The sequence below is a fragment of the Streptomyces fractus genome, assembly GCF_049844455.1.
Classification (GTDB): domain Bacteria; phylum Actinomycetota; class Actinomycetes; order Streptomycetales; family Streptomycetaceae; genus Streptomyces; species Streptomyces fractus.
The window spans coordinates 3666151-3685393 of sequence record NZ_JBMYHI010000002.1 but is presented as its reverse complement, the minus strand read 5'-3'; the positions used below and the strand labels follow the sequence as shown (position 1 = coordinate 3685393).

The 19243-nt window shown below is 72.4% G+C and carries 16 protein-coding genes; 6 read left to right on the top strand and 10 right to left on the bottom strand.

The features are described 5' to 3' along the window. Positions 1 to 13 precede the first annotated feature (13 nt). From ACP4E5_RS18370 to ACP4E5_RS18360, 3 genes are read right to left on the bottom strand one after another with little or no spacing between them, the layout of a single operon-like run. Positions 14 to 1342, bottom strand: coding sequence for an ArgE/DapE family deacylase (locus ACP4E5_RS18370; protein ID WP_425830034.1), 1329 nt, complete (start codon positions 1340 to 1342; stop codon positions 14 to 16). Beyond that, complete coding sequence (locus ACP4E5_RS18365) at positions 1339 to 2814, bottom strand: aldehyde dehydrogenase family protein (protein WP_425830032.1); 1476 nt, start codon at positions 2812 to 2814, stop codon at positions 1339 to 1341. The genes ACP4E5_RS18370 and ACP4E5_RS18365 overlap by 4 nt, the downstream gene beginning before the upstream one ends. After that, complete coding sequence (locus tag ACP4E5_RS18360; RefSeq protein ID WP_425830030.1) at positions 2811 to 4235, bottom strand: purine-cytosine permease family protein; 1425 nt, start codon at positions 4233 to 4235, stop codon at positions 2811 to 2813. The genes ACP4E5_RS18365 and ACP4E5_RS18360 overlap by 4 nt, the downstream gene beginning before the upstream one ends. Positions 4236 to 4348: 113 nt before the next feature. Here ACP4E5_RS18360 and ACP4E5_RS18355 point away from each other — a divergent pair, with 113 nt between their 5' ends. Further along, a complete protein-coding gene (locus tag ACP4E5_RS18355) occupies positions 4349 to 4960 on the top strand; it encodes a TetR/AcrR family transcriptional regulator (RefSeq protein ID WP_425830028.1) in 612 nt (203 codons plus the stop codon). A 3-nt stretch (positions 4961 to 4963) separates the two neighbouring features. Here ACP4E5_RS18355 and ACP4E5_RS18350 read toward each other — a convergent pair whose 3' ends face one another. The 6 genes from ACP4E5_RS18350 to ACP4E5_RS18325 are packed head-to-tail and all read right to left on the bottom strand — an operon-like array spanning position 4964 to position 10812. Continuing rightward, positions 4964 to 5881, bottom strand: a complete 918-nt coding sequence (locus ACP4E5_RS18350; protein WP_425830026.1) for a LysR substrate-binding domain-containing protein — start codon at positions 5879 to 5881, stop codon at positions 4964 to 4966. Between the two features lie 10 nt (positions 5882 to 5891). Next, a complete protein-coding gene (locus ACP4E5_RS18345) occupies positions 5892 to 7235 on the bottom strand; it encodes an MFS transporter (RefSeq protein WP_425830024.1) in 1344 nt (447 codons plus the stop codon). Continuing rightward, positions 7232 to 8380 carry a M20 family metallopeptidase gene (locus ACP4E5_RS18340; RefSeq protein ID WP_425830022.1) on the bottom strand — a complete coding sequence of 383 codons (1149 nt, stop codon included), beginning with the start codon at positions 8378 to 8380 and terminating at the stop codon, positions 7232 to 7234. The genes ACP4E5_RS18345 and ACP4E5_RS18340 overlap by 4 nt, the downstream gene beginning before the upstream one ends. Continuing rightward, complete coding sequence (locus ACP4E5_RS18335) at positions 8380 to 9054, bottom strand: DUF1028 domain-containing protein (protein ID WP_425830020.1); 675 nt, start codon at positions 9052 to 9054, stop codon at positions 8380 to 8382. Before ACP4E5_RS18335 ends, ACP4E5_RS18340 begins: the two co-directional genes overlap by 1 nt. Continuing rightward, positions 9051 to 9506 (bottom strand): RidA family protein, encoded by a 456-nt coding sequence (locus ACP4E5_RS18330; protein ID WP_425830018.1) that lies wholly within the window; start codon positions 9504 to 9506, stop codon positions 9051 to 9053. The genes ACP4E5_RS18335 and ACP4E5_RS18330 overlap by 4 nt, the downstream gene beginning before the upstream one ends. Positions 9507 to 9519: 13 nt before the next feature. Continuing rightward, entirely contained in the window at positions 9520 to 10812 is a 1293-nt protein-coding gene (locus tag ACP4E5_RS18325; protein WP_425830016.1) for a flavin-containing monooxygenase, read from the bottom strand. A gap of 192 nt (positions 10813 to 11004) precedes the next feature. Here ACP4E5_RS18325 and ACP4E5_RS18320 point away from each other — a divergent pair, with 192 nt between their 5' ends. Genes ACP4E5_RS18320 through ACP4E5_RS18305 form a run of 4 tightly spaced genes read left to right on the top strand, consistent with a single transcriptional unit; the run spans position 11005 to position 15270 of the window. Further along, positions 11005 to 12036, top strand: a complete 1032-nt coding sequence (locus ACP4E5_RS18320; protein WP_425830014.1) for an Lrp/AsnC family transcriptional regulator — start codon at positions 11005 to 11007, stop codon at positions 12034 to 12036. 58 nt (positions 12037 to 12094) lie between these two features. Beyond that, positions 12095 to 13537, top strand: a complete 1443-nt coding sequence (locus tag ACP4E5_RS18315) for an amidase (RefSeq protein ID WP_425830012.1) — start codon at positions 12095 to 12097, stop codon at positions 13535 to 13537. Between the two features lie 51 nt (positions 13538 to 13588). Further along, the gene (locus ACP4E5_RS18310) at positions 13589 to 13813 is read left to right on the top strand and encodes a hypothetical protein (RefSeq protein WP_425830010.1); all 225 of its coding nucleotides are present in this window, start codon (positions 13589 to 13591) and stop codon (positions 13811 to 13813) included. Next, on the top strand, positions 13810 to 15270 hold the full coding sequence (locus tag ACP4E5_RS18305) for a sodium:solute symporter family protein (RefSeq protein WP_425830008.1): 1461 nt from the start codon (positions 13810 to 13812) through the stop codon (positions 15268 to 15270). Before ACP4E5_RS18310 ends, ACP4E5_RS18305 begins: the two co-directional genes overlap by 4 nt. Here ACP4E5_RS18305 and ACP4E5_RS18300 read toward each other — a convergent pair. Further along, positions 15207 to 17831 carry a discoidin domain-containing protein gene (locus tag ACP4E5_RS18300; RefSeq protein WP_425830006.1) on the bottom strand — a complete coding sequence of 875 codons (2625 nt, stop codon included), beginning with the start codon at positions 17829 to 17831 and terminating at the stop codon, positions 15207 to 15209. The genes ACP4E5_RS18305 and ACP4E5_RS18300 overlap by 64 nt on opposite strands. A 174-nt stretch (positions 17832 to 18005) precedes the next feature. On the opposite strand from ACP4E5_RS18300, the gene ACP4E5_RS18295 reads away from it, so the two are divergent. Further along, a complete protein-coding gene (locus tag ACP4E5_RS18295; RefSeq protein WP_425830004.1) occupies positions 18006 to 19121 on the top strand; it encodes a threonine synthase in 1116 nt (371 codons plus the stop codon). The last annotated feature ends 122 nt before the right edge of the window (positions 19122 to 19243 follow it).

Below are 19243 nucleotides of genomic sequence, written 5' to 3'. Positions count from 1 at the left end.
GTGCGTACGGTGTTCAGGCTGCGGGTGCCGTGAGGGTGAGGGCGGCGAGTGCCAGGGCCTTCGCCGTGTCGAGAAGGTCGTCGATCTCGATGTACTCGTCGATGGTGTGGAGGGTCGGGGAGCCGTCGGGCCGGGTCGCGGTCGGGCCGAGGCAGACGGCGGGGGTGTCGGCGAGGCGGGTCAGGGTGGCCGCGTCGGTCCAGGACGGCTCGCCGAGGATGCGGGGTGTACGGCCGAGGGAGCCCGACGCGGACTCAAGTGCCGTCACCACGGCGTGGGTTCGGGGCACTTCGGCGGGTGGCAGTTCGGTGTCCCAGGTGAGACGGGGCGGGTGTGCGGTGAGCCAGCCGTCGGCCGCGCAGGCCTCCCGTACGGCGTCCTCGATCTCGGCGCGCACCTTGCTCGCCCAGCCGTCGGCGTCGGCCTGCGCCGGGAGGTAGGTGACGTCGAGGCCGACCTCGCACGAGGCGGGGTAGGTCACCCACCATTCGCCGCCCTTGATGGTGGTCGGCACGATCGACGGGGGCGGCAGGAGCGGATGGACGTGGGCCGGGTCGCCGGCCCAGCGTTCGCGCAGGGACTGGAGTGCGGTCAGGGCCGGGAGAGTCTTCTCGATGGCGTTGACCGCGCCGCCCGTCCTCCAGTCACCGGGCGGGTACTCGGCGTGCCCGGGGCGCCCGTCGACGGTCAACGTGCCGCCCAGGATGCCGCGTTGGGCGGTGACGACGTCGAGGTCGGTGGGCTCGGGGACGATCGCCGCGTCCGCCTTCACCCCGTACGCGAGTGAGGCGAGGGTCCCGGCGCCGTTCCACTCCTCGTCGGTGACGGTGTTGAGCAGCAGGTCCCCGGGGAGCCGGACACCGAGGGCGGCGAGGGTCTCCGCGGCGATCACCATGGCGGCGATGCCTCCCTTCATGTCGCAGGTGCCACGCCCGTAGAGGCGCCCTTCGCGGACCTCGGCGCGGAACGGATCGCTGGTCCACTCCCCACGAGGCTCCGCCGAGACGACGTCGATGTGGCCGTTGAACAGGAGGGTGCGGCCGCCGCCGGTGCCGGGGAAGCGGGCGACCAGCTGCGGGCGGCCGTCGAAGCCGAGGCCTTCCGGTGTCTGCGGGGAGCGGGGCAGGTCGGAGGGCTTGGGGGTCACCACGTCGACCGTCGCGCCCGCCGCGCGGAGCCGGCCGGCGAGGTGGTCCTGGAGGTCGTGCTCGGCGCGGTGCCGCTCGTCGGCGGAGCCGCGCACGGTGGTGTCGAAGGCGACCAGCTCCGACGTGAGCGCCACCAACTCCTCGCGCTTGCCGTCGAGTTCGGCGAGGACGCGGGTGCGTACAGACTCGCTCATCCGTACGTCACCCACGTCGTCTTCAGGCCCGTGTACTTGTCGAAGGCGTGGAGGGAGAGGTCCCTGCCGTAGCCGGACTGCTTGAAGCCGCCGAAGGGGGTCATCGGCGACAGTGCGTCCACGGTGTTCACCGAGACCGTGCCCGCCTGGAGGGCGTCCGCCGTGCGGTGGGCGCGGGCCAGGTCGCGCGTCCAGACCGAGGCCGCGAGCCCGTACGGGGAGTCGTTCGCGAGCCGGACCGCTTCCGCCTCCGTGTCGAAGGCGTGCACCGTGAGGACCGGGCCGAAGAGTTCCTCGCGGGCCAGTGGCGCGTCCGGGGCGAGGCCCGTGACGACCGTCGGGAGGACGTAGGCGCCGGGGCGGTCCGGGCGGGCGCCGCCGCACACCACGGTGCCGCCGGACTCGGCGACCGCCTTGGTCACGCGGACGGCCTGCGCCTCGTCGACGAGCGGGCCGAGCGTGGTGGCGGGGTCGAGCGGGTCGCCGGGCGCGAACGCGGCGGCACAGGCGGCGACGCGCGCCGTGAACTCCTCCGCGACCGAACTCTCCACGAGGAGGCGGGTGTTTGCCGAGCAGACCTGACCGGAGTTGTAGGCGAAGCCCGCCGCGGCGGCTTCGGCGGCCGCGTCCAGGTCGGCGTCGGCGAACACCACGTTCGGGCTCTTGCCGCCCGCCTCCGGCCACACCTGCTTGAGGTTGGACTCGGCGGCGTAGGTGAGGAAGCGGCGGGCCGTGGCCGTGGAGCCGGTGAAGGCGATCGTGTCCACGTCCCCGTGGCGGCCGAGGGCCTCGCCCGCGCGCTCGCCGAGGCCGGGGACGACGTTGAGGACACCGGCCGGGAGCCCGGCCTCCACCGCGAGTTCGGCGAGCAGCAGCGCGGACAGCGGGGACTGCTCGGCGGGCTTGAGGACGACGCTGTTGCCTGCGGCGAGGGCGGGCGCGAGCTTCCAACTCGCCATGTCCAACGGGAAATTCCACGGCACGACCGCACCGACCACGCCGAGAGGCACGCGCCGTACGAGGGCCAGGTTGCCGGGCGGCGCCGGGGCCACCTCGTCGTACAGCTTGTCGGCGGCCTCCGCGTACCAGGCGAAGACACCGGCCGCGCCGGGCACGTCGGTGCCGTAGGTCTCGGCGATCGGCTTGCCCATGTCGAGGGTGTCGAGGAGCGCCAGCTCGCGGCCGTGTTCCTCGATGAGTCCGGTGAGCTTCAGCAGCACGCGCTTGCGGGTCCCGGCGTCCGCGCGCGACCAGTCACCGGCCTCGAAGCTGCGGCGGGCGGCCCGTACGGCGGCGTCGACGTCCGGGGTGTCGCAGGAGGCGACCTCGGCGACGGTGCGGCCGGTGGCCGGGTCGACGGTCGCGAAGGTCGCGCCGGATGCCGCGTCGCGCCAGTCGCCGTCGATGAACGCACGGGTACGGAAGGTGAGTTGACCGGCGAGGCTCGCCCAGTCCTGGTGCGTGTACGTCATGCTGCGGGCACTCCTGTGCTGGTCGGTGCGGGGTCGGGTGCGGGGGAACGGCGGCGTGCGCCACGGGCCGCGAGCAGCCAGTAGAGGGGGACCGTGACGACCAGGCCCGCGATCCAGCCGAGGTCGGTGTCCCCGAGGGCGTGGGCCAGCGGGCCCGTGTAGAGGGACTGCGCCATGAACGGGATCTCGACGAGGATGCCGATCGCGTAGACGGCGAGCGCCGTGACGTTCCAGCGTCCGTAGCCGCCGCCGTCGCGGGCGAAGAACGACGGCACGTCGTACTCACCGTGCCGGATCAGGTAGAAGTCGACCAGGTTGATCGCCGTCCACGGGATCAGGACGTACTGGAGTACGTAGATCAGGTTCAGGTAGTTGTTCATGAAGCTGTCGGCGAGGGCCAGGGCGAGGGCGACCGAGAGGGCCGTCAGGACCGTGCCGATCACCGCACGGCCCGTGGCGCGGGGCAGCCAGCGGTGGGCGAAGGTCTGCACGGCGGTCACGGCGCAGAGCACCGCCCCGTACAGGTTCATGGAGTTGGTCAGCATCGTGACCAACGCGAAGCTCCAGAGCGTGAGTTGACCGAGCACGGACCCGAGGAGGTGGTTGAGCGCCGCTATCGGGTCGCCGTTCCCCGCGATGCCGATCGCCGCGCCGACGACCATCGGGATGACGCTGCCGAGGACGCAGCCCGCGTACGTGCACCAGAGCGTGGAGCGGACACCGGCGCGGTCGGCCGGCATGTAGCGGGAGTAGTCCGAGACGTACGGCGCGTACGCGATCTGCCAGAGCGCGCCGACGGACACCATCCCGAGGAACCCGGCGAGGCTGAACCCGCCGGTGGTCAGGAAGTCGGAGGGGAGGCCGCCCGTGAACAGGTAGACCGCGCCGATGACCTGGATCGCGCCGAACGCCCAGGTCGTCCACGAGCCGATGCGGTGCATCAGGCGATAGCCGACGATGGCGACCACGAGGCTGATCACCGCGCACAGCAGCACGCCGGTGCTCTCGCCGACAGGGGTGACCTGGCCCAGCGACTGCGCGCCCACGACCAGGTTCGACGCGAAGAAGCCCTGGTACATGACGATCACGACGAGCACGACCGCGAGGGCGCCGACGCTGCCGAACTGGCCCCGGCTCTGGATCATCTGCGGCACCCCGAGCTGCGGCCCCTGCGCCGAGTGCAGCGCCATCAGGAAGCCGCCGCCGAGGTGCCCGACGAGCAGGGCGGCCAGGCTCCAGTAGAAGGAGAGGCCGAACGCGGTGGGTGCCAGGGCGCCGGTGACGACCGTGAGCGGGCCGAGGTTGGCGCTGAACCAGATGGTGAACAGGTCCCGGGTGCGGCCGTGCCGCTCGTCCGCGGGCACCACGTCGATGGTGCGGCGCTCGATGCGTTCGACGTGCTCGACGTGCTCGGGCTCCATGACGCCTCCACGAGTTCTTTGAGCCGAGATTCAAACAATCCGTGAGAGGCCAGTCAATGGGTTCAGAAGGATCTGCTTGATTTTCTTGAACCGCGTAACAGAGAATTAACCCCATGGGAAAACCGGGGAGACCGAAGAACCAGACGGCGCGGCGTCTCGCACTCGTGGACGCGGCCGGGCGTGCCATTACGGAGCGCGGCCTCGACGGGCTGCGCATCAAGGACATCGCGGCGGAGGCCGGCATGTCCGCGGGCTCGGTCCTCTACTACTACCCGGAGCTGGACGAGCTGGTCCTTGAGGTGCACCGGGGCGCGGTCGAGCGCTTCCTGGCGGCGCGGCACGAGGTCACCGACGAGGTGGCCGACCCGGTGGCCCGGCTGCGCGCGCTGATCGGCTCCGGGTTGCCCGCCGACCCCGGCGACGCGACGCACGGGCTGCTCTTCGAGCTGCACCGGCGGGCCGACCGCAGCCCCGGACACGCCGAGTTGATGGCGTCACTGTTCGCCAGCGAGGTCGGCCTGTACGCCACCGCGCTCGAAGTCGGCGCCGCCACAGGGGTGTTCACGCTGACGGCTCCCGTCGGCGACCTCGCCCGGAATCTGGTCGCCCTGGAGGATGGCTACGGCCTGCACATCGTCAGCCGCAACGCGGCGCTGACCCGGACCGAGGCCCAGCGCCTCATCCGGAGCCACGCGCGCGTGGTCACGGGCTGCGCCGACCTGTAGGGCCTACGGCCGGTCGGCCGTCTCCCGCAGTACGTCCATCACCGCGCGGGCCCGCGCGCTCTGCGTCATGCCGCCGAGCGAGGCGATCCTGACCTCCAACGGGCGCCCGGCGTCCCGGAGTTCGAGCTCCGCGATCTCACCCCCGCCGTACGTCAGGCCGGTCGCGGGGCGCTGGTTGAGCACGGAGTAGCCGAGGCCCCGGGCCACCATGGAGCGCACCGTCTCGTAGCTGCGGGTGCGGTAGCGGACGTCGGGGGCGGTGCCGGTGGCGGCGACGAGGGAGCGGAAGTAGTCGCGGCTGTGCGGCAGGTCGAGGAGGACGAGGGGCTCCGCGGACAGCTCGGCGAGGGACACGCTGCCCTGGCCGGCGAGCGGATGGTCGGCCGCGACGATGACGTAGGCGGGGGCGTGGGCGATCGTCTCGCTGCGCAGCTCCGGCTCGGTGGACAGGCCGAGGTCGTAGGTGAGGGCGAAGTCGATGCGGCCGGACGTCAGTGCCTCGACGAGCTCGTCCGCCTCGGCCTCCACCACGTCGATCTCGATGCCGGGGTGGCGGCGCGTGCACTCGCTGAACAGCCGCGGCAGGTAGTACGGCGCCAGCGTCACGAAGCAGCCGACCGACACGGGTCCCGACAGCTCCGCGCCGTCCCCGCGCGCCTCCCGTTCCACCTCGCGCGCGCGGGCGAGCAGGTCACGGGCCTGCGCCCGCAGCCGCTCCCCTGCGGGGGTCAGGGTCAGGCCCCGGCCCCTGCGGCGGATGAACAGCTGCACCTGGAGGTCGCGCTCCAGGTGGTGGATGGCGGCGGACACGGCGGACTGCGCGATGTGCAGCTCCGCCGACGCCTCCGTCATCGAGCCGCGCTCGGCGGCGACCAGGAAGTAGCGCAGCTGGACGAGCGTGAAGCCGAGCGGTGACGTCATGCGAGCGACCCTAAGCCGACGGCACGTGCTTCCCCGCCGACACGTCCTCCGCGTGCAGCAGCGCCGAGCCCGCCGTCTCCTTCAGGGACAGTGCCGCGACGAGACCGCCCACGGCGAACACCATCAGGTACGGGCCGGGCACCAGCGTGCTGCCGGTCGCCGAGATGAGCAGCGTCATCAGGTACGGCACGGTGCCCGCGAACAGCGCCGCCGTCACGTTGTAGGAGATGGAGAGCCCGCTCTGCCGGGTGCGCGTGGGGAAGACCTCCGCCGACCACACCGCGTACGTGCCGAGGATCGCCGCGAGGATCGCGCCGAGCGCGAGGCCGCCGATCCAGGTCCCGGCCATCCCGGTCCGCATCAGCCAGAACGCCGGGGTGGAGACGACGAGCAGGGCCCCCGTCGCCCCGATGAACACCGGCTTGCGCCCCACCCGGTCGGACAGCGCGCCGAACAGCGGCACGAGCACGAGGCCGAGCAGGGAGATGACGGTGGAGAGGAGGGCGGCGCTGTCGGCGGAGTGGCCGAGGTGGTCCGTCTCGTACGTGACCAGGTAGGTGAGGACCGCGTAGAACGGCACGTGCATGGCCGCCATCAGGCCCGCCGCCTGGAGCAGTTGGCGCTTGTGGGTGCGGAGCAGTTCGCGGGCGGGGCTGCGCGGGACCGTGTCGTTCGCTTCGAGCGCCCGGTACTCCGGGGTGTCCTCGATCTTGTTGCGGATGATCACGCCGATGATGCCGAGCGGCGCCGCGATCAGGAACGGGATCCGCCAGCCCCACGCGGTGAGTTGCGCGTCGTCGAGCCCCGAGGACAGCAGCAGGAAGACGAACGAGCCGGCCAGGAAGCCGAGCAGCGAGCCGACCTCCAGCCAGCTCACGCCGAAACCGCGGCGGCGGCGCGGCGCGCTCTCGGCGAGGAAGCTGGCCGCGCTGCCGAACTCGCCGCCCGCGGCGAAGCCCTGGATGAGGCGGAGCACCACCAGGAGGATCGGCGCCGCGATGCCCATCGAGTCGTAGCCGGGGAGCAGTCCGATCGCGAGCGTCGCGCCGGACATCATGAAGATGACCAGGGACAGCGTGCGCTTGCGACCGATCTTGTCGCCGAGCGGCCCGAAGACCAGGGCGCCGATCGGCCGGACGCCGAAGGACACCGCGAAGACGCCGAACACGGCGAGCAGCCCGGTCGTGCTGTCGTCGGAGGGGAAGAACACCGTCGCGACGGTGCCCGCGAGATACGCGTACGCCGCCCAGTCGAACCAGTGCACGAAGACGCCGACGGCCCCGGCCGCGACGCTCCTGCGCAGCGTCGCGGGGTCGGCGGGCGCGTCGGTCGCGGACTGCTCGGTCACGGTCATGTCGTCGCCTCCTCGGACGGTCCGGCCCGGTCCACGCCCGTCCACGCCAGCGCGACCGCCGCGTCGAGCAGCGCCCGCTCGGCGGTGGCGCCCACGCAGTACGCGGCGAACTCGTGCTGGTGGTTGGTGGCGGGCAGGGAGCCGATGCCGATGTAGGGGTGGATGGCGGGCACCACCTGCGACACGTTGCCCATGTCGGTGGAGGCGCGGTTCATGCGCGCGGCCTGGCCGGGCGGCGCGAACTCCCGCCCGAGAGCCAGCGCGTTGGCGCGGTAGTGCGCGAGCGCGCTCTCGTCGGCGCGGAACTCCGCGTACGGCTTGCTCTCCGGCTCGACGGCCAGGTCGCAGCCGGTCGCGAGGGCGCCCGCCTCGAAGGCCCGCATGACACGCGGCTCCAACTCGGCCAGTTCCGCGAGGGTTTCGGCCCGCACGTACCAGCGGCCCGAGGCGCGCTCCGGAATGGCGTTGGGGGCGTCACCGGCGTGCGTCACGACGCCGTGCACGCGCGCGGAGGCCGGGAGTTGCTGGCGCAGCAGGCCGATGGCGACCTGCGCCACGGTGAAGGCGTCGGCCGCGTTGATGCCGGCCTCCGGGTAGGCGGCGGCGTGCGCGGACTTCCCGGTGTACGAGACCTTGGAGTGGCTGACCGCGAACGGCTGCGCCTCGGCGACGTCGACCGGCGCCGGGTGCGCCATCATCGCGAGGTCGACCCCGGCGAAGGCGCCCCGGTCGAGCAGCTCGATCTTGCCGCCGCCGCCCTCCTCGGCGGGGGTGCCGTAAACCTCGACGGTGAGTCCCAGGTCGTCGGCGACGGCGGCGAGTCCGAGGGCGGCGCCGACGGACGAGGCCGCGATGAGGTTGTGTCCGCAGGCGTGCCCGAGGCCGGGCAGCGCGTCGTACTCGGCGCACAGAGCGATGCGCCGCGGCCCGCTGCCGAAGGAGGCGTGGAACGCGGTGTCCAGGCCCAGGTACTTCGACGTGACGTCGAACCCGGCCCGGTCCAGCAGCCCCGGCACGGCGGCGGCCGCCCGGTGCTCCTCCCAGGCGGTCTCCGGGTCGGCGTGCAACTGCTCGGACAGCGCGATCAGTTGCACGGCGTGCCGGTCGACGGCCTGCCGGGCCGCCGCCTTCAGCGGGCCGCCCATCACTCGTCCCCCGGAACGCCGTACGAGGGCGAGCTCGCCGGGTCGAGGCCGCGCGTCACGTAGTCGTCGCGCTGCGGCAGCCAGACGTCGAGGAGTTCGCCGAGCCGGTCGATCGGGTCGTCCGCCCAGTCGATCCGCAGGTCGGTGACTCGCCAGCCGACGTCGGCGACGACCGCGAGGCCCGCCGAGTGCACGGGACCCTCCTCGCCGCCCGCCGCGACGGCGGCCTTCATAGCGGTGATCAGCCGCTCCTCCAGCTCCCCGGAGGCGCCGGCGTACGCGTCGAGGAGCACGCCGGGGATGTGCTTCCCGGAGAGCATGTTCCCGGCCGCAACCGCGCCGTCGGCGGTGGCGGAGGCGTAGGTGCCGAGGGTGTGCGGGCCGCTGTACGCGAAGCCGGGGCCCGACCGCCCGAGAACCGTCAACTGCCGGTAGGCGATGGTCTTTTCGTTGCGCGCCGCGCCCGTGACCTCGGCCAGCGCGCGCTCCGCGTCACCGTGTCCTTCGAGGGCGTCGAGCAGGCTCGTGCCGAGCGTCGGGTCGGTGATGTTCTGCGAGCTCGCCGCGCCGACGCCGGGCCGCAGATGGGCGATGCGGGCGGCGACCGCGGGGCTCGACGAGCTGCCCGCGATGCCGAACCGCTCACCGTCGCGTACCACCAGGGAGAACGTCATGCCCGGGCCTCCTTCGACGACTGGGGGATCACCGCGATCGCGTCGATCTCGCACAGCCACTCCGGGCGGGCGAGCGCCGAGACGACGATGCCGGTGGAGATGGGGTGGACGCCCTTCGTCCAGCGGCCGACGGTGCGGTACACGGCCTCCCGGTAGCGCGGGTCGACCAGGTAGATCGTGAGCTTGACCAGGTGTTCCATCCGGCTGCCCGACTCCTCGAGCAGCATCTTGATGTTCGCCATGGCCTGCTCGGCCTGCGCCTGCGCGTCACCGACGCCGACGTTCTCGCTGGTGTCGAGGTCCTGGCCGATCTGGCCGCGGACGTACACCGTGTCCCCGGCGACGACGGCCTGGCAGAGGTCGTTGTCGAGGTTCTGCTCGGGATAGGTGTCGCGGGTGTTGAACGGCCGGATCCGGGTGTGCCCGCCGGCCACGATCGGGGCGTTGGCCATGCTTCTCAGCTCCTCAGTTACTGCCGTACGCGAGGTATCCGCGCCGGGTCGTGATGTGGTCGGCGACGTACTTGGCGTCGTGCCAGACACCCCAGATGAAGCTCGACCCGCGCCGGGACAGCCACGGCAGGCCGAGGAAGTAGACGCCGGGCTCGGTGGAGACCCCGCGGCGCTGGTCGGGGCGCCCGTCCTCGTCGTACGCGTCGACGTCGAGCCAGCTGTAGTCCGCGGCGAAGCCCGTGGCCCAGACGATCGAGGTGACGCCGGCCCCGGCCAGGTCGAGCGCGAGCCGGGGGTCGGTCACGCACTCCGGGTCGGGGCCGAGGACGTGCGCCTCGGGCTCCTCGGGGAGGTCGAGGCCGTTGCGTTCGGTGTACGCGTCGGCGGCCCGCAGCAGCTCCAGGTACTTCTCGTCGCCGAGCGCGATGTTCTCGGCGAGGTCGGGCGCGAAGCTCAGCACCCCGTCCTCGTACGCGGAGGTCATGCCGAGGAGTTCGATGCCGGTGCCCGCCAGCTCGCGGAAGTCCACGGAGTGGCCGCCGCGCGCCCCGCTGACCGCGATGGTCACGTGGGCGGCGCCCTGCGGCGGCGTCGTCAGGTCCCACAGGCCGAGCACGCCGAGCCACCAGCAGAAGTCACGCCCGCGGTACTGCCGCGGCGGGCGGTCGTGCGGCCCCACGGACAGGAACACGCGGCGGCCCGAGCGGCGCAGCTCGTCGGCGATCTGCACGCCCGACGAACCCGCACCCACCACCAGGACCGCGCCCTCGGGCAGTTGCCCCGGGTTGCGGTACTCGCTGGAGTGGAGCTGCGTGCGGACCGCGCCCTCGGGGACGATGGGCGGGATCACGGGCCGCTGGAAGGGGCCGGTCGCGGCCACCACGAACCCCGCGTCGATGGTGCCCTCGGACGTCTCGACGCGGAAGCCGTGCCGCCCCTCGTGCTTGCGCACCTTGGACACCTCGACGCCGCAGCGGACGGGGGCGTCGATCTTCTCGGCGTACCGCTCGAAGTACTCGGCGACCTGCTCCTTCGTCGCGAAGGCGTCGGGGCCGACGTCGGGGAACTCCAGGTTCGGGAACCGGTCGTGCCAGGCGGGCCCGTTCGCGACGAGCGAGTCCCAGCGCTGGGTGCGCCACCGCTCGGCGATCCGGTCCCGTTCGAGGACGATGTGCGGTATGCCCTGCGCGCCCAGGTGCTCGCTCATGGCGATGCCGGCCTGGCCCGCGCCGACGACGACAACGTCCGTTTCTTCACTGGGGTTTGCCGCGCGAGGCTCTGGCTCGGTGCCCGGATCGGCCGGCATTTCGGCTGGGGGTCCGGGGGTTACCCCCCGGGAGGATGCAGTACTGGGCACTTGAGCCTCCACTCGGGTCGTGCGGTGGGAGCCATCCTTCGCCGCACCCTCAACGCTGTCCAACAGATGTTTCCGGGGTGAGTGATCTGTTTTTCAGATGTGGGTCGGGCGTCCCTGCCGGACACCGCCTAGGGTCGTGCCGTGACCAGCGAGCCGAAGCCGACCCAGCCCCCCGCTCCCCTCGACGGCCTCGACCGCCGGATCGTCGCCGCCCTGCAGATCGACGGCCGGGCCTCCTGGCGGCGGATCGCCGATGTGCTGGGGGAGCCGGAGCGGAAGGTGGCGCGGCGCGGGCACCGGCTCGTGGAGAGCGGGGACGTCGCGGTGCGCGGGCTCGTCGTGCGCGGCGAGACCGTGATCCTGCGGATGAACTGTCGGCCGGGATCCGTGCGGGAAGCCGCCCTCGCCACGGCCCGGCGGCCCGATGTCGTCTTCTCGTACGTGCTCGCGGGCGTCGCCGACTGCGTGGCCGAACTCCAGTGTCCGCCCGCCCAGTTGGGCCGCCTGATGCTGGACGAGGTGCCCGCCCTTCCGGGGCTCGTGCAGCAGCAGGTCTCGCCGGTCCTTCGCTACTTCCGCACCGTGCACGAGTGGTCGCCGGGCATCCTCGACGACGCCGAGGTCGAGGCGCTCGGGGGCGGCGAGCGGCAGGACGACCGGGTGGGCCTCGACGACGTCGAGCTCGCGCCCGACGAGGAGGCGATCCTGCGCGCCCTCGCCGCGGACGGGCGGTGCACGAACGATGAACTGGCCGCCGTCGCCGGGGTCTCGGTCGCCACGGCCAGGCGCCGCGTCGACGCGCTGAGCCGCGCCGGGCTCGTCAGCATCCGCGCGGTCGTGGAGCCCGCGCTGCTCGGGCTGCCCGTGCAGGCGCTGCTGTGGATCAGGACCCGGCCCGGCGAGGTCGAGGAGGTGGGGCGGCTGCTCGTCGATTCGCCGCTGGTGCGGTACGCGGCCGTGGTCATGGGGGAGCACCAACTGCTCGTCGACGTGACCCAGCCGTCGAAGGCCGCGCTGCACGCCTTCCTGACGGAATCCGCGTGGGTGCGCAGGGCCGAGTCCGTGCAGTCCCACCTCGTGGTCGAGGCGTGGAAGCGCAGCGGAGTGACTGTAAACGCCAAGTGGGTGCGGAGTTCGTCTGAAAAGTTCATCCAGCGCGAACCATTGACTTAAAAGGTCAGGCCGCCGCAGTGTGAGGGCGCACACAGTCGCCTCCTGCCCGAGGACGGTCATGCCCGTACGCCCCACCGATTCCGACGCCCTCTGCGGGCTCGACGCCGTCGAGCTCGCCGGACGGATCCGCCGCCGCGAACTGTCGGCGCGCGAGGTCGTCGCCGCCCACCTCGACCGCATCGAGCGCGTGAACCCCGCGCTCAACGCCATCGTCACGCTCGACGCGGAAGGCGCGCTCGAAAAGGCCGGGCAGGCGGACGAACTGGCGGCGTCGGGAACCGAGTTGGGGCCGCTGCACGGGCTGCCCATCGCCTTCAAGGATACCCACCTCACCCGCGGCATGCGCACGACGCACGGCTCGCCGCTCTTCGCCGACCACGTCCCCGACGAGGACGAACTCCTCGTCGAGCGGGTCCAGAACGCCGGCGCGATCCGGATCGGAAAGACCAACGTCCCCGAGTTCGCGGCCGGTTCGCACACGTTCAACCCCGTCTTCGGCGCGACCCGGAACCCGTACGACCGGACGCGCTCCGCCGGAGGCAGCAGTGGCGGCGCCGCCGCCGCGCTCGCCGCCCGGCTCACCCCGATCGCCGACGGCAGCGACATGGGCGGCTCGCTGCGCAACCCGGCCTCGTTCTGCAACGTCGTCGGCCTGCGCACCACCCCGGGGCGCGTGCCCTCGCTGCCCTCGGGTGACCTGTGGGAGACGCTCGGCGTCGCCGGGCCGATGGGCCGCACCGTCGCCGACGTCGCGCTGCTCCTGTCGGCCATGGCGGGCCCGGACCCGCGCTGCCCGCAGTCCCTGGAGACCCCCGGCTCCGCCTTCCGCGCCCCGCTGGTGGGCGACCCCGGCGGACTGAAGGGGCTGCGTGTCGCGTACGCCCCCGACCTCGGCGGCCGCGTCCCCGTCGACCCCGAGGTCCGCGAACTCGTCGCCCGGCAGGTCAAGGTGTTCGAGGCGGCGGGCGCGCACGTCGTCGAGGACTGCCCCGACCTGGACGGCGCGGAGGACGTCTTCCGCACGCTGCGCGCACAGGCCTTCCGCACCGGCCTCGGCCCGCTCCTGGAGACCTCCCGCGAGCAGCTCAAGCCCAGCCTGATCTGGAACATCGAGGAGGGCCTGAAGCTCACCTCCGCCGACCTGGCCCGCGCCCGCACCGAGCACACCCGCATCCACCTCGCGGCCGCCGGCTTCTTCGAGCGCTACGACGTGCTGATCGCCCCGGTCAGCCAAGTCCTGCCGTTCGACGTCGACATGGAGTACCCGACCGTCATCGACGGTCAGCCGCAGCACACCTACCTCGACTGGATGCGCTCCGCGTATCTGCTCACCGTCCTGGGCGCACCCGCCCTCTCCGTCCCCGCCGGCTTCACGGACACGGGACTCCCGGTCGGCCTTCAGATCGTGGGCCCGCCGCGCGCCGAACGCGCCGTCCTCGAAGCCGGCGCCGCCTACGAGGCCGCCACGGGACACGGACGCCGGGTGCCCACTCTTTCGTAGTGCTCAACTCCCGGGTACGGGAGCTGACTTGAGACCACCGCTGGAGCCCCGATGAGATCTCCGCACGCGCTCTGGGCCGCAGTGCCCGTCCTGGCCTTCCTCAGCACTCCGTTCCTCCCGTTCGTCAACGGGCCGCACCTCTGGTTCGGCCTCCCGTCCGTCCTGGTGTGGTGCCTGCTCTGGACCGTGGGCACCACGGTGTCGCTCGTGCTCGTCGACCGCGGTACGCGGTCCCGCGGCGGTTACGAGGACGAGAACGAGGAGGTCGCGGCGTGAACAGCACCATGGTCATCACGGTCCTCGGCATCGTCGCCATCGCGGTCGTCGGCGTCTCGGGCCGCCGCGCGCCCAGCAAGGAGCTGGGCGAGTGGACGGTCGCCAAGCGCGGCTTCTCCACCTTCACCACCTGGTTCCTCCAGGCGGGGGAGGCCTTCACCACCTTCAGTTTCCTGGGCCTCGCCGGCATCGCCTTCGGCGGCGGCGTCGCCGCGTCCTTCGCGGTCTGCTACCTCGCCATCAACTTCGTCCTCCAGTACTTCACCGCTCCCCGGATGCGCCAACTCGGCCAGCGGGGAGGGTACTTGACGCAGGCCGACTTCTTCGTCGACCGCTACCGCAGCCCGCTGCTCGGCAAGGTCGTCGCCGTCGTCGGCGCCGTGTTCCTGCTGCCGTATCTCCAGCTCCAGATCACCGGGCTCGGCATGATCGTGCAGCTCGCGACCGGCAGTCACACCGGCGGCAACCTGAGCATGGTCCTCGCCACCGTCCTGACCGTCGCCTTCGTCCTGTGGTCGGGCATCCGCGGCATCGCGCGGGTCGCGTACCTCAAGGACGCGCTGATGATCATCGGGCTCGTGGTGCTGGTCGCGGGCGTCGCCCTGTCGGTGCACGGCGGCATCGGCGGCCTGTTCGACACGATCCGCGACAGCCACCCGCAGCTGCTCACCCTCGACCAGGAGGGCTACGACGGCACGTTCTTCGTCACCGCCGTCATCATCTCCGGCATCGGCGGCGGCCTCGGCACCATGGCCCACCTGTGGCCGCCGGTGCTCGCCGCCCGCAGCGGCCGCGTGCTGCGCTCCAACTCGATCTGGCTGCCCCTCTACCAGATCGCCCTCGGCATCCCGATCGTCATCGGCTTCGCGGGCGTCCTGCTCGCGAAGAAGGGCACCGAGCCCAACGGGGTCGCCCTCACCCTCGCCGGACAGACCCTGCCCGGCTGGCTCGTCGGAGTCGTGGCGGTCGCCGCGGCCTCCGCCGCGATGGTGCCGTCCGCGGCCATCGTCGTCGGCATCTCCAGCCTGCTCTCCCGCAACCTGCTGAGCGTCCGCAACGAACGCGCCCAACTGCGCACCAACCACCTGTGCGTGGTGGCCGCGGCGGGCCTCGCCCTCGTCCTCGGCCTCACCCGCCCCGGCCTCCTCTCCGACCTGCTGCTGCTCACGTACGGCGGCCTGACCCAGCTCGCCCCGGCGATCGTGATGGGGCTGGCGAAGAAGGTCAGGCTCGGGGCCGTGCCCGCGCTCATCGGCATCCTGACCGGCGTCGCGGTGCTCGCCTGGCTGACCTTCGGCTCCGTCGACGTCGGGACCGTGGACACCGGCCTGATCGCGCTGGCCGTCAACCTCGTCGTCACGACCGGTGCCCAGCTCGTCCTACGCTCCCGGCCTCAGGAAACCGTCAACTCGCCGACGGACTCGGCCGATTCACCGGTCTCGGTGAGCCGCACGTAACGCCCGACCGTCACGCTGTCGAACGGCTTCCAGTGCTCGCCGTCGGGCGAGGTGTCGACCCGGTACTCCTTGGCCCCGCTCACCTCGACCTTGTTGACCGGACGCACGCCGCCCAGGTCCACGGTGAGCGAGGCGCCCGGTCCGACCGGGCGCCAGGTCGTGGCCGGGTTGCCGTCGACGGCCGCGCCCGCGTACTGGCCCGGGTCCTCCGACGTCGCCGTCGCGGGCTCGCAGCGGGCCACGTCGGTGGTCGGCGCGCGGTCGGGGCGGCGGGTCGGCAGGGTGAGGCCCGCGCCGGTCACCGTCCTCCGCCCGCCCGGCGTGTCGACGGCGAAGGGCGCGCCGCCGGTGAGCTTGACGGTGGTGTTCTCCGGCCCGATCCCGACGTCGTACGTCCGCCCCCGCCATTGAAGTCCCTTGACCTTCACGCCGGTCGAGAGCTGCGGCGGCAGCATCGGGTCGAGCCGCACGGCGTCGCCGTCCTCGAACCGCATGCCGGTCAGCCCGTGCGTGAAGACCTGCAAGAAGCCGCCCTTGCCGGTCAGGAAGTCCTGCGCGGGCGTGCCCGCGAGCGCGTCCCCCGCGCCCGCCTTCTCGCCCCGCGACTCCGAGAACGTACCGAACGGGCCCCGGAAGAACGGCCGCGAGGCCCGCTCCAGGAAGGTGTACGTCGAGCAGCCCGGCTCGCCGATCCTCGCGGCGGCGACCGCGTGCACCGAGTCCGTCATCGCCGGGCCGTCGCGGTCGGTGTGCGCCGCGTAGTAGTCGAGGGTCGCGGCCGCGGCGCCCTTCGGCATCGGCTTCCAGTCCAGCGGATACAGCAGCAGCACGGCGTCCGCCTGCTTGATGTCGGCGCCCTTGTCGATGTCGTAACCGTCGTACTGGAGAAAGACCTTGCGCTTGGCGTCGTACGGGATCCGGAGCCGGTCGGCGATCCGCTTCCAGTCCGCCGGGGCCCGCTCGCCGAGCAGCGCGGCGGCCTTCGCGGCGTCCCGCAGCGAGGTCGCGGCGACGGCGTTCGTATAGACCCCGTCGTCGACACCGTTGCTGTACTCGTCGGGCCCCGCGACGTCCTTGATGGAGTACGTGCCGTCCTTCTCGTTGGGCGTGACGCGTGAACTCCAGTACGTGGCAAGGCCCTTGAGCAGCGGCCAGCCGCGTTCGCGCAGCCACGCGCGGTCGCCGGTCGCCTGGTAGTACTGCCAGGCCGCGAGCGCGATGTCGCCCTGGAGGTGGTTCTGGGTGACGCAGTGCGGAGGGTTCCAGCTCTGGCACTCCTTCCACAGCGAACCCGAACTCGCGCTCGTCCAGGGGTACATGAGCCCCTTCTGCGAGGTCCTCAGCGCGTTGTCGGCGGCGGCGCCACGCGTCCGGTACCGGTATTCGAGCACCGGCTTCGCCAGCTCGGGACGGGTCGCGAGCAGCGACGGATACATCCACGTCTCGGCGTCCCAGAAGACCATGCCCGCGTAGTTGTCGCTGCTCAGGCCGGTGGGACCGATGCTGTTACGGGCGCCGGGGCGCAGCGAGGAGAGCAGTCCGTACTGTGCGGCGCGCAGCCGCGACTGGAGCTCGGGACGGCCCGGCGTCTCGATGTCCGAGGCCCACAGCTTCCGCCAGGCGGCGTTGTGCCGCAGGACGAGCGCGTCCCACCCCGCGGCAGCGGCGCGCTTCGAGGCCCGTACGGCATCGGCCCGCGGATCGCTCGACGTGAGCGCGGTGTCCACGCCCACGTACTTCGTGACGTCGTACGCGACACCGTCCGTGGCCCGGAAGTCCGCGGACTGGCCGGTGCCGAGGGCGCCCTTCGCGGCGCGGGCGGTGTGGGTGCGGCCGGGGGAGCGGAGGGTGGAGGCGACGGTGCCGGCGGTCCCTGAGCCGTCCGTGCGGAAGCCGACGGCGGCGGTGCGCTTGCCCGCCGGGCCGCTGCCGGTGCCGGTGATCCGGCGGGCGCCGCGCTCGTCGATCCGGTCGGTCACGGTGACATCGCCCGACCAGTGGGGTGTCACGCGCAGCCGCACGGCGCCGACATGCGGATCCGCCCGGTCGGCGAGCACCTCGTACGCGAGATCGGTGCGCTTGCCGTCCTTGTGCACCCACGTCACCTCGGTACGGACGACGCCGCAGCGCATGTCGACACTCTGCCGGTAGCCCGTGGTGCGGCTGCCCGGCCCGTACGTCTCGCCGCGCGCCCGCACGTCGAGGGTGGTCCAGGTGGGGAGCGCGGCGACGGCTTCCCGGTGGGCGGTGCTCCTGGGCCCGCGTCCGTAGAGCCCGGAGACGAACGCGCCGTCGTACGGGGGCGTGTAGAGCGGCCACCCGGTCTTGGCGTCCTTCTCCCCGGTCCGCGCGTAGCCGGAGCCGACGGGCGGGACGCGCACACCGAGATACCCGTTGCCCGCGTAGGCGTGGTACGGGCTCGCGGCATCGGCGGTCCGGGTACTCAGCGCCCAACCGGGCCCGCCGCAGCCGGGGTCGGCGGCCGGCGCGGCGTGCGCGGGCGGGACGAGGGTGGCGCCGACGGTGAGGGCGGCGATGGCGATGAGACGCGCTGACTTCATGGGGAGAGAGTGGTCCGCGCCCCGAGCATGTCCCTGCACGCGCGCCGACAAGTCGCCCATTCAAGCCCCAACTAAAGCCCCTGCGGCGATTGAGCAGCGGGGTCCGGGGCAGAGCCCCGAGACGTGAGCGACGACCACCGCAACAGAACGCCCCCGGTTCCCTAACCTCACCCCATGAGCCTCACCACCTACTGCCCCGCCGACGGCACCCGCGTCCCCGCCGACTCCCTCGCCTGGCGCTGCCCCACCTGCCACGGCCCCCTCGACCTCGACTATTCACCCACCCCGAGCCCGCTCAAGTCCCTCACGGGCCGCGTCAGTTCGATGTGGCGCTACGCGGAGTGCCTCCCCCTGCCACGACCGGACTGCACCCTCGGCGAAGGGCGGACGCCCCTCGTACCGCTCACCGCCCACGTGGACGCCAAGCTGGACTTCCTGATGCCCACGCTCTCCTTCAAGGACCGCGGCGCGGTGATGCTCGCCGCGCTCGCCACCCGCCTCGGCCCCGAACGCGTCATCGCCGACAGCAGCGGCAACGCAGGAACCGCCATCGCCGCCTACTGCGCCCGCGCCCGGCTCGCCTGCACCGTCTACGTCCCCGAAGGCACGTCCGCCAAGAAGCTGGAACAGATCCAGGCCCACGGCGCCCGCCTGGAAGTCGTCGAGGGGGACCGCGAGGCCACGGCCCGCGCGGCGCGCACGGCCGCCGACGAGGACGGGGTGTTCTACGCCAGCCACGTCTACAACCCGTACTTCCTGCACGGCACCAAGACGTACGTCCACGAGCTGTGGGAGGACATGGGCGGGCGCCTCCCCGAGGCCCTGGTCCTCCCCGTCGGCAACGGAACGCTGCTGCTCGGCGCCGCCCTCGCCGTCGCCGAACTGCACCATGCCGGGCTGATCGACCGCCGCCCCGCCCTGCACGCCGTGCAGTCGGCCGCGGTCGCCCCGCTGGCGCGGGCGTGGCAGGCCGGGTCGGACGAGATCGTGGTCGACGCGGCTCCGGCGCCCACCGCCGCCGAGGGCATCGCCATCGCCGACCCGCCGCGCGCCCGCCAGATCTTGCGCGCCGTACGCGAATCGGGCGGCGCCTTCCACACGGTGACGGAGGACCAGATCCGGCACGCCCAGCTCGACCTCGCCTCCCGCGGCCTGTACGTCGAGTCGACCGGGGCGGTGTGCTGGGCCGCGACCCGTGAGGGCGGGAGCCTCGGCAGCCGGAGCGCGGTGGTCCCGCTGTGCGGCGCGGGGCTCAAGACGGGGCTCGTCCCCGACCCCGGAAACGTATGAATGCTCGAACCGTGGTCCGATGTGTGAATGACGCACTACCTGGGCAAAGTCGCTGCGTAAAGGCCTCTGACGTCGTCCGACGCCGGAAGTCATCACATCGAGTGATTCTTTGGCCTTTGCTT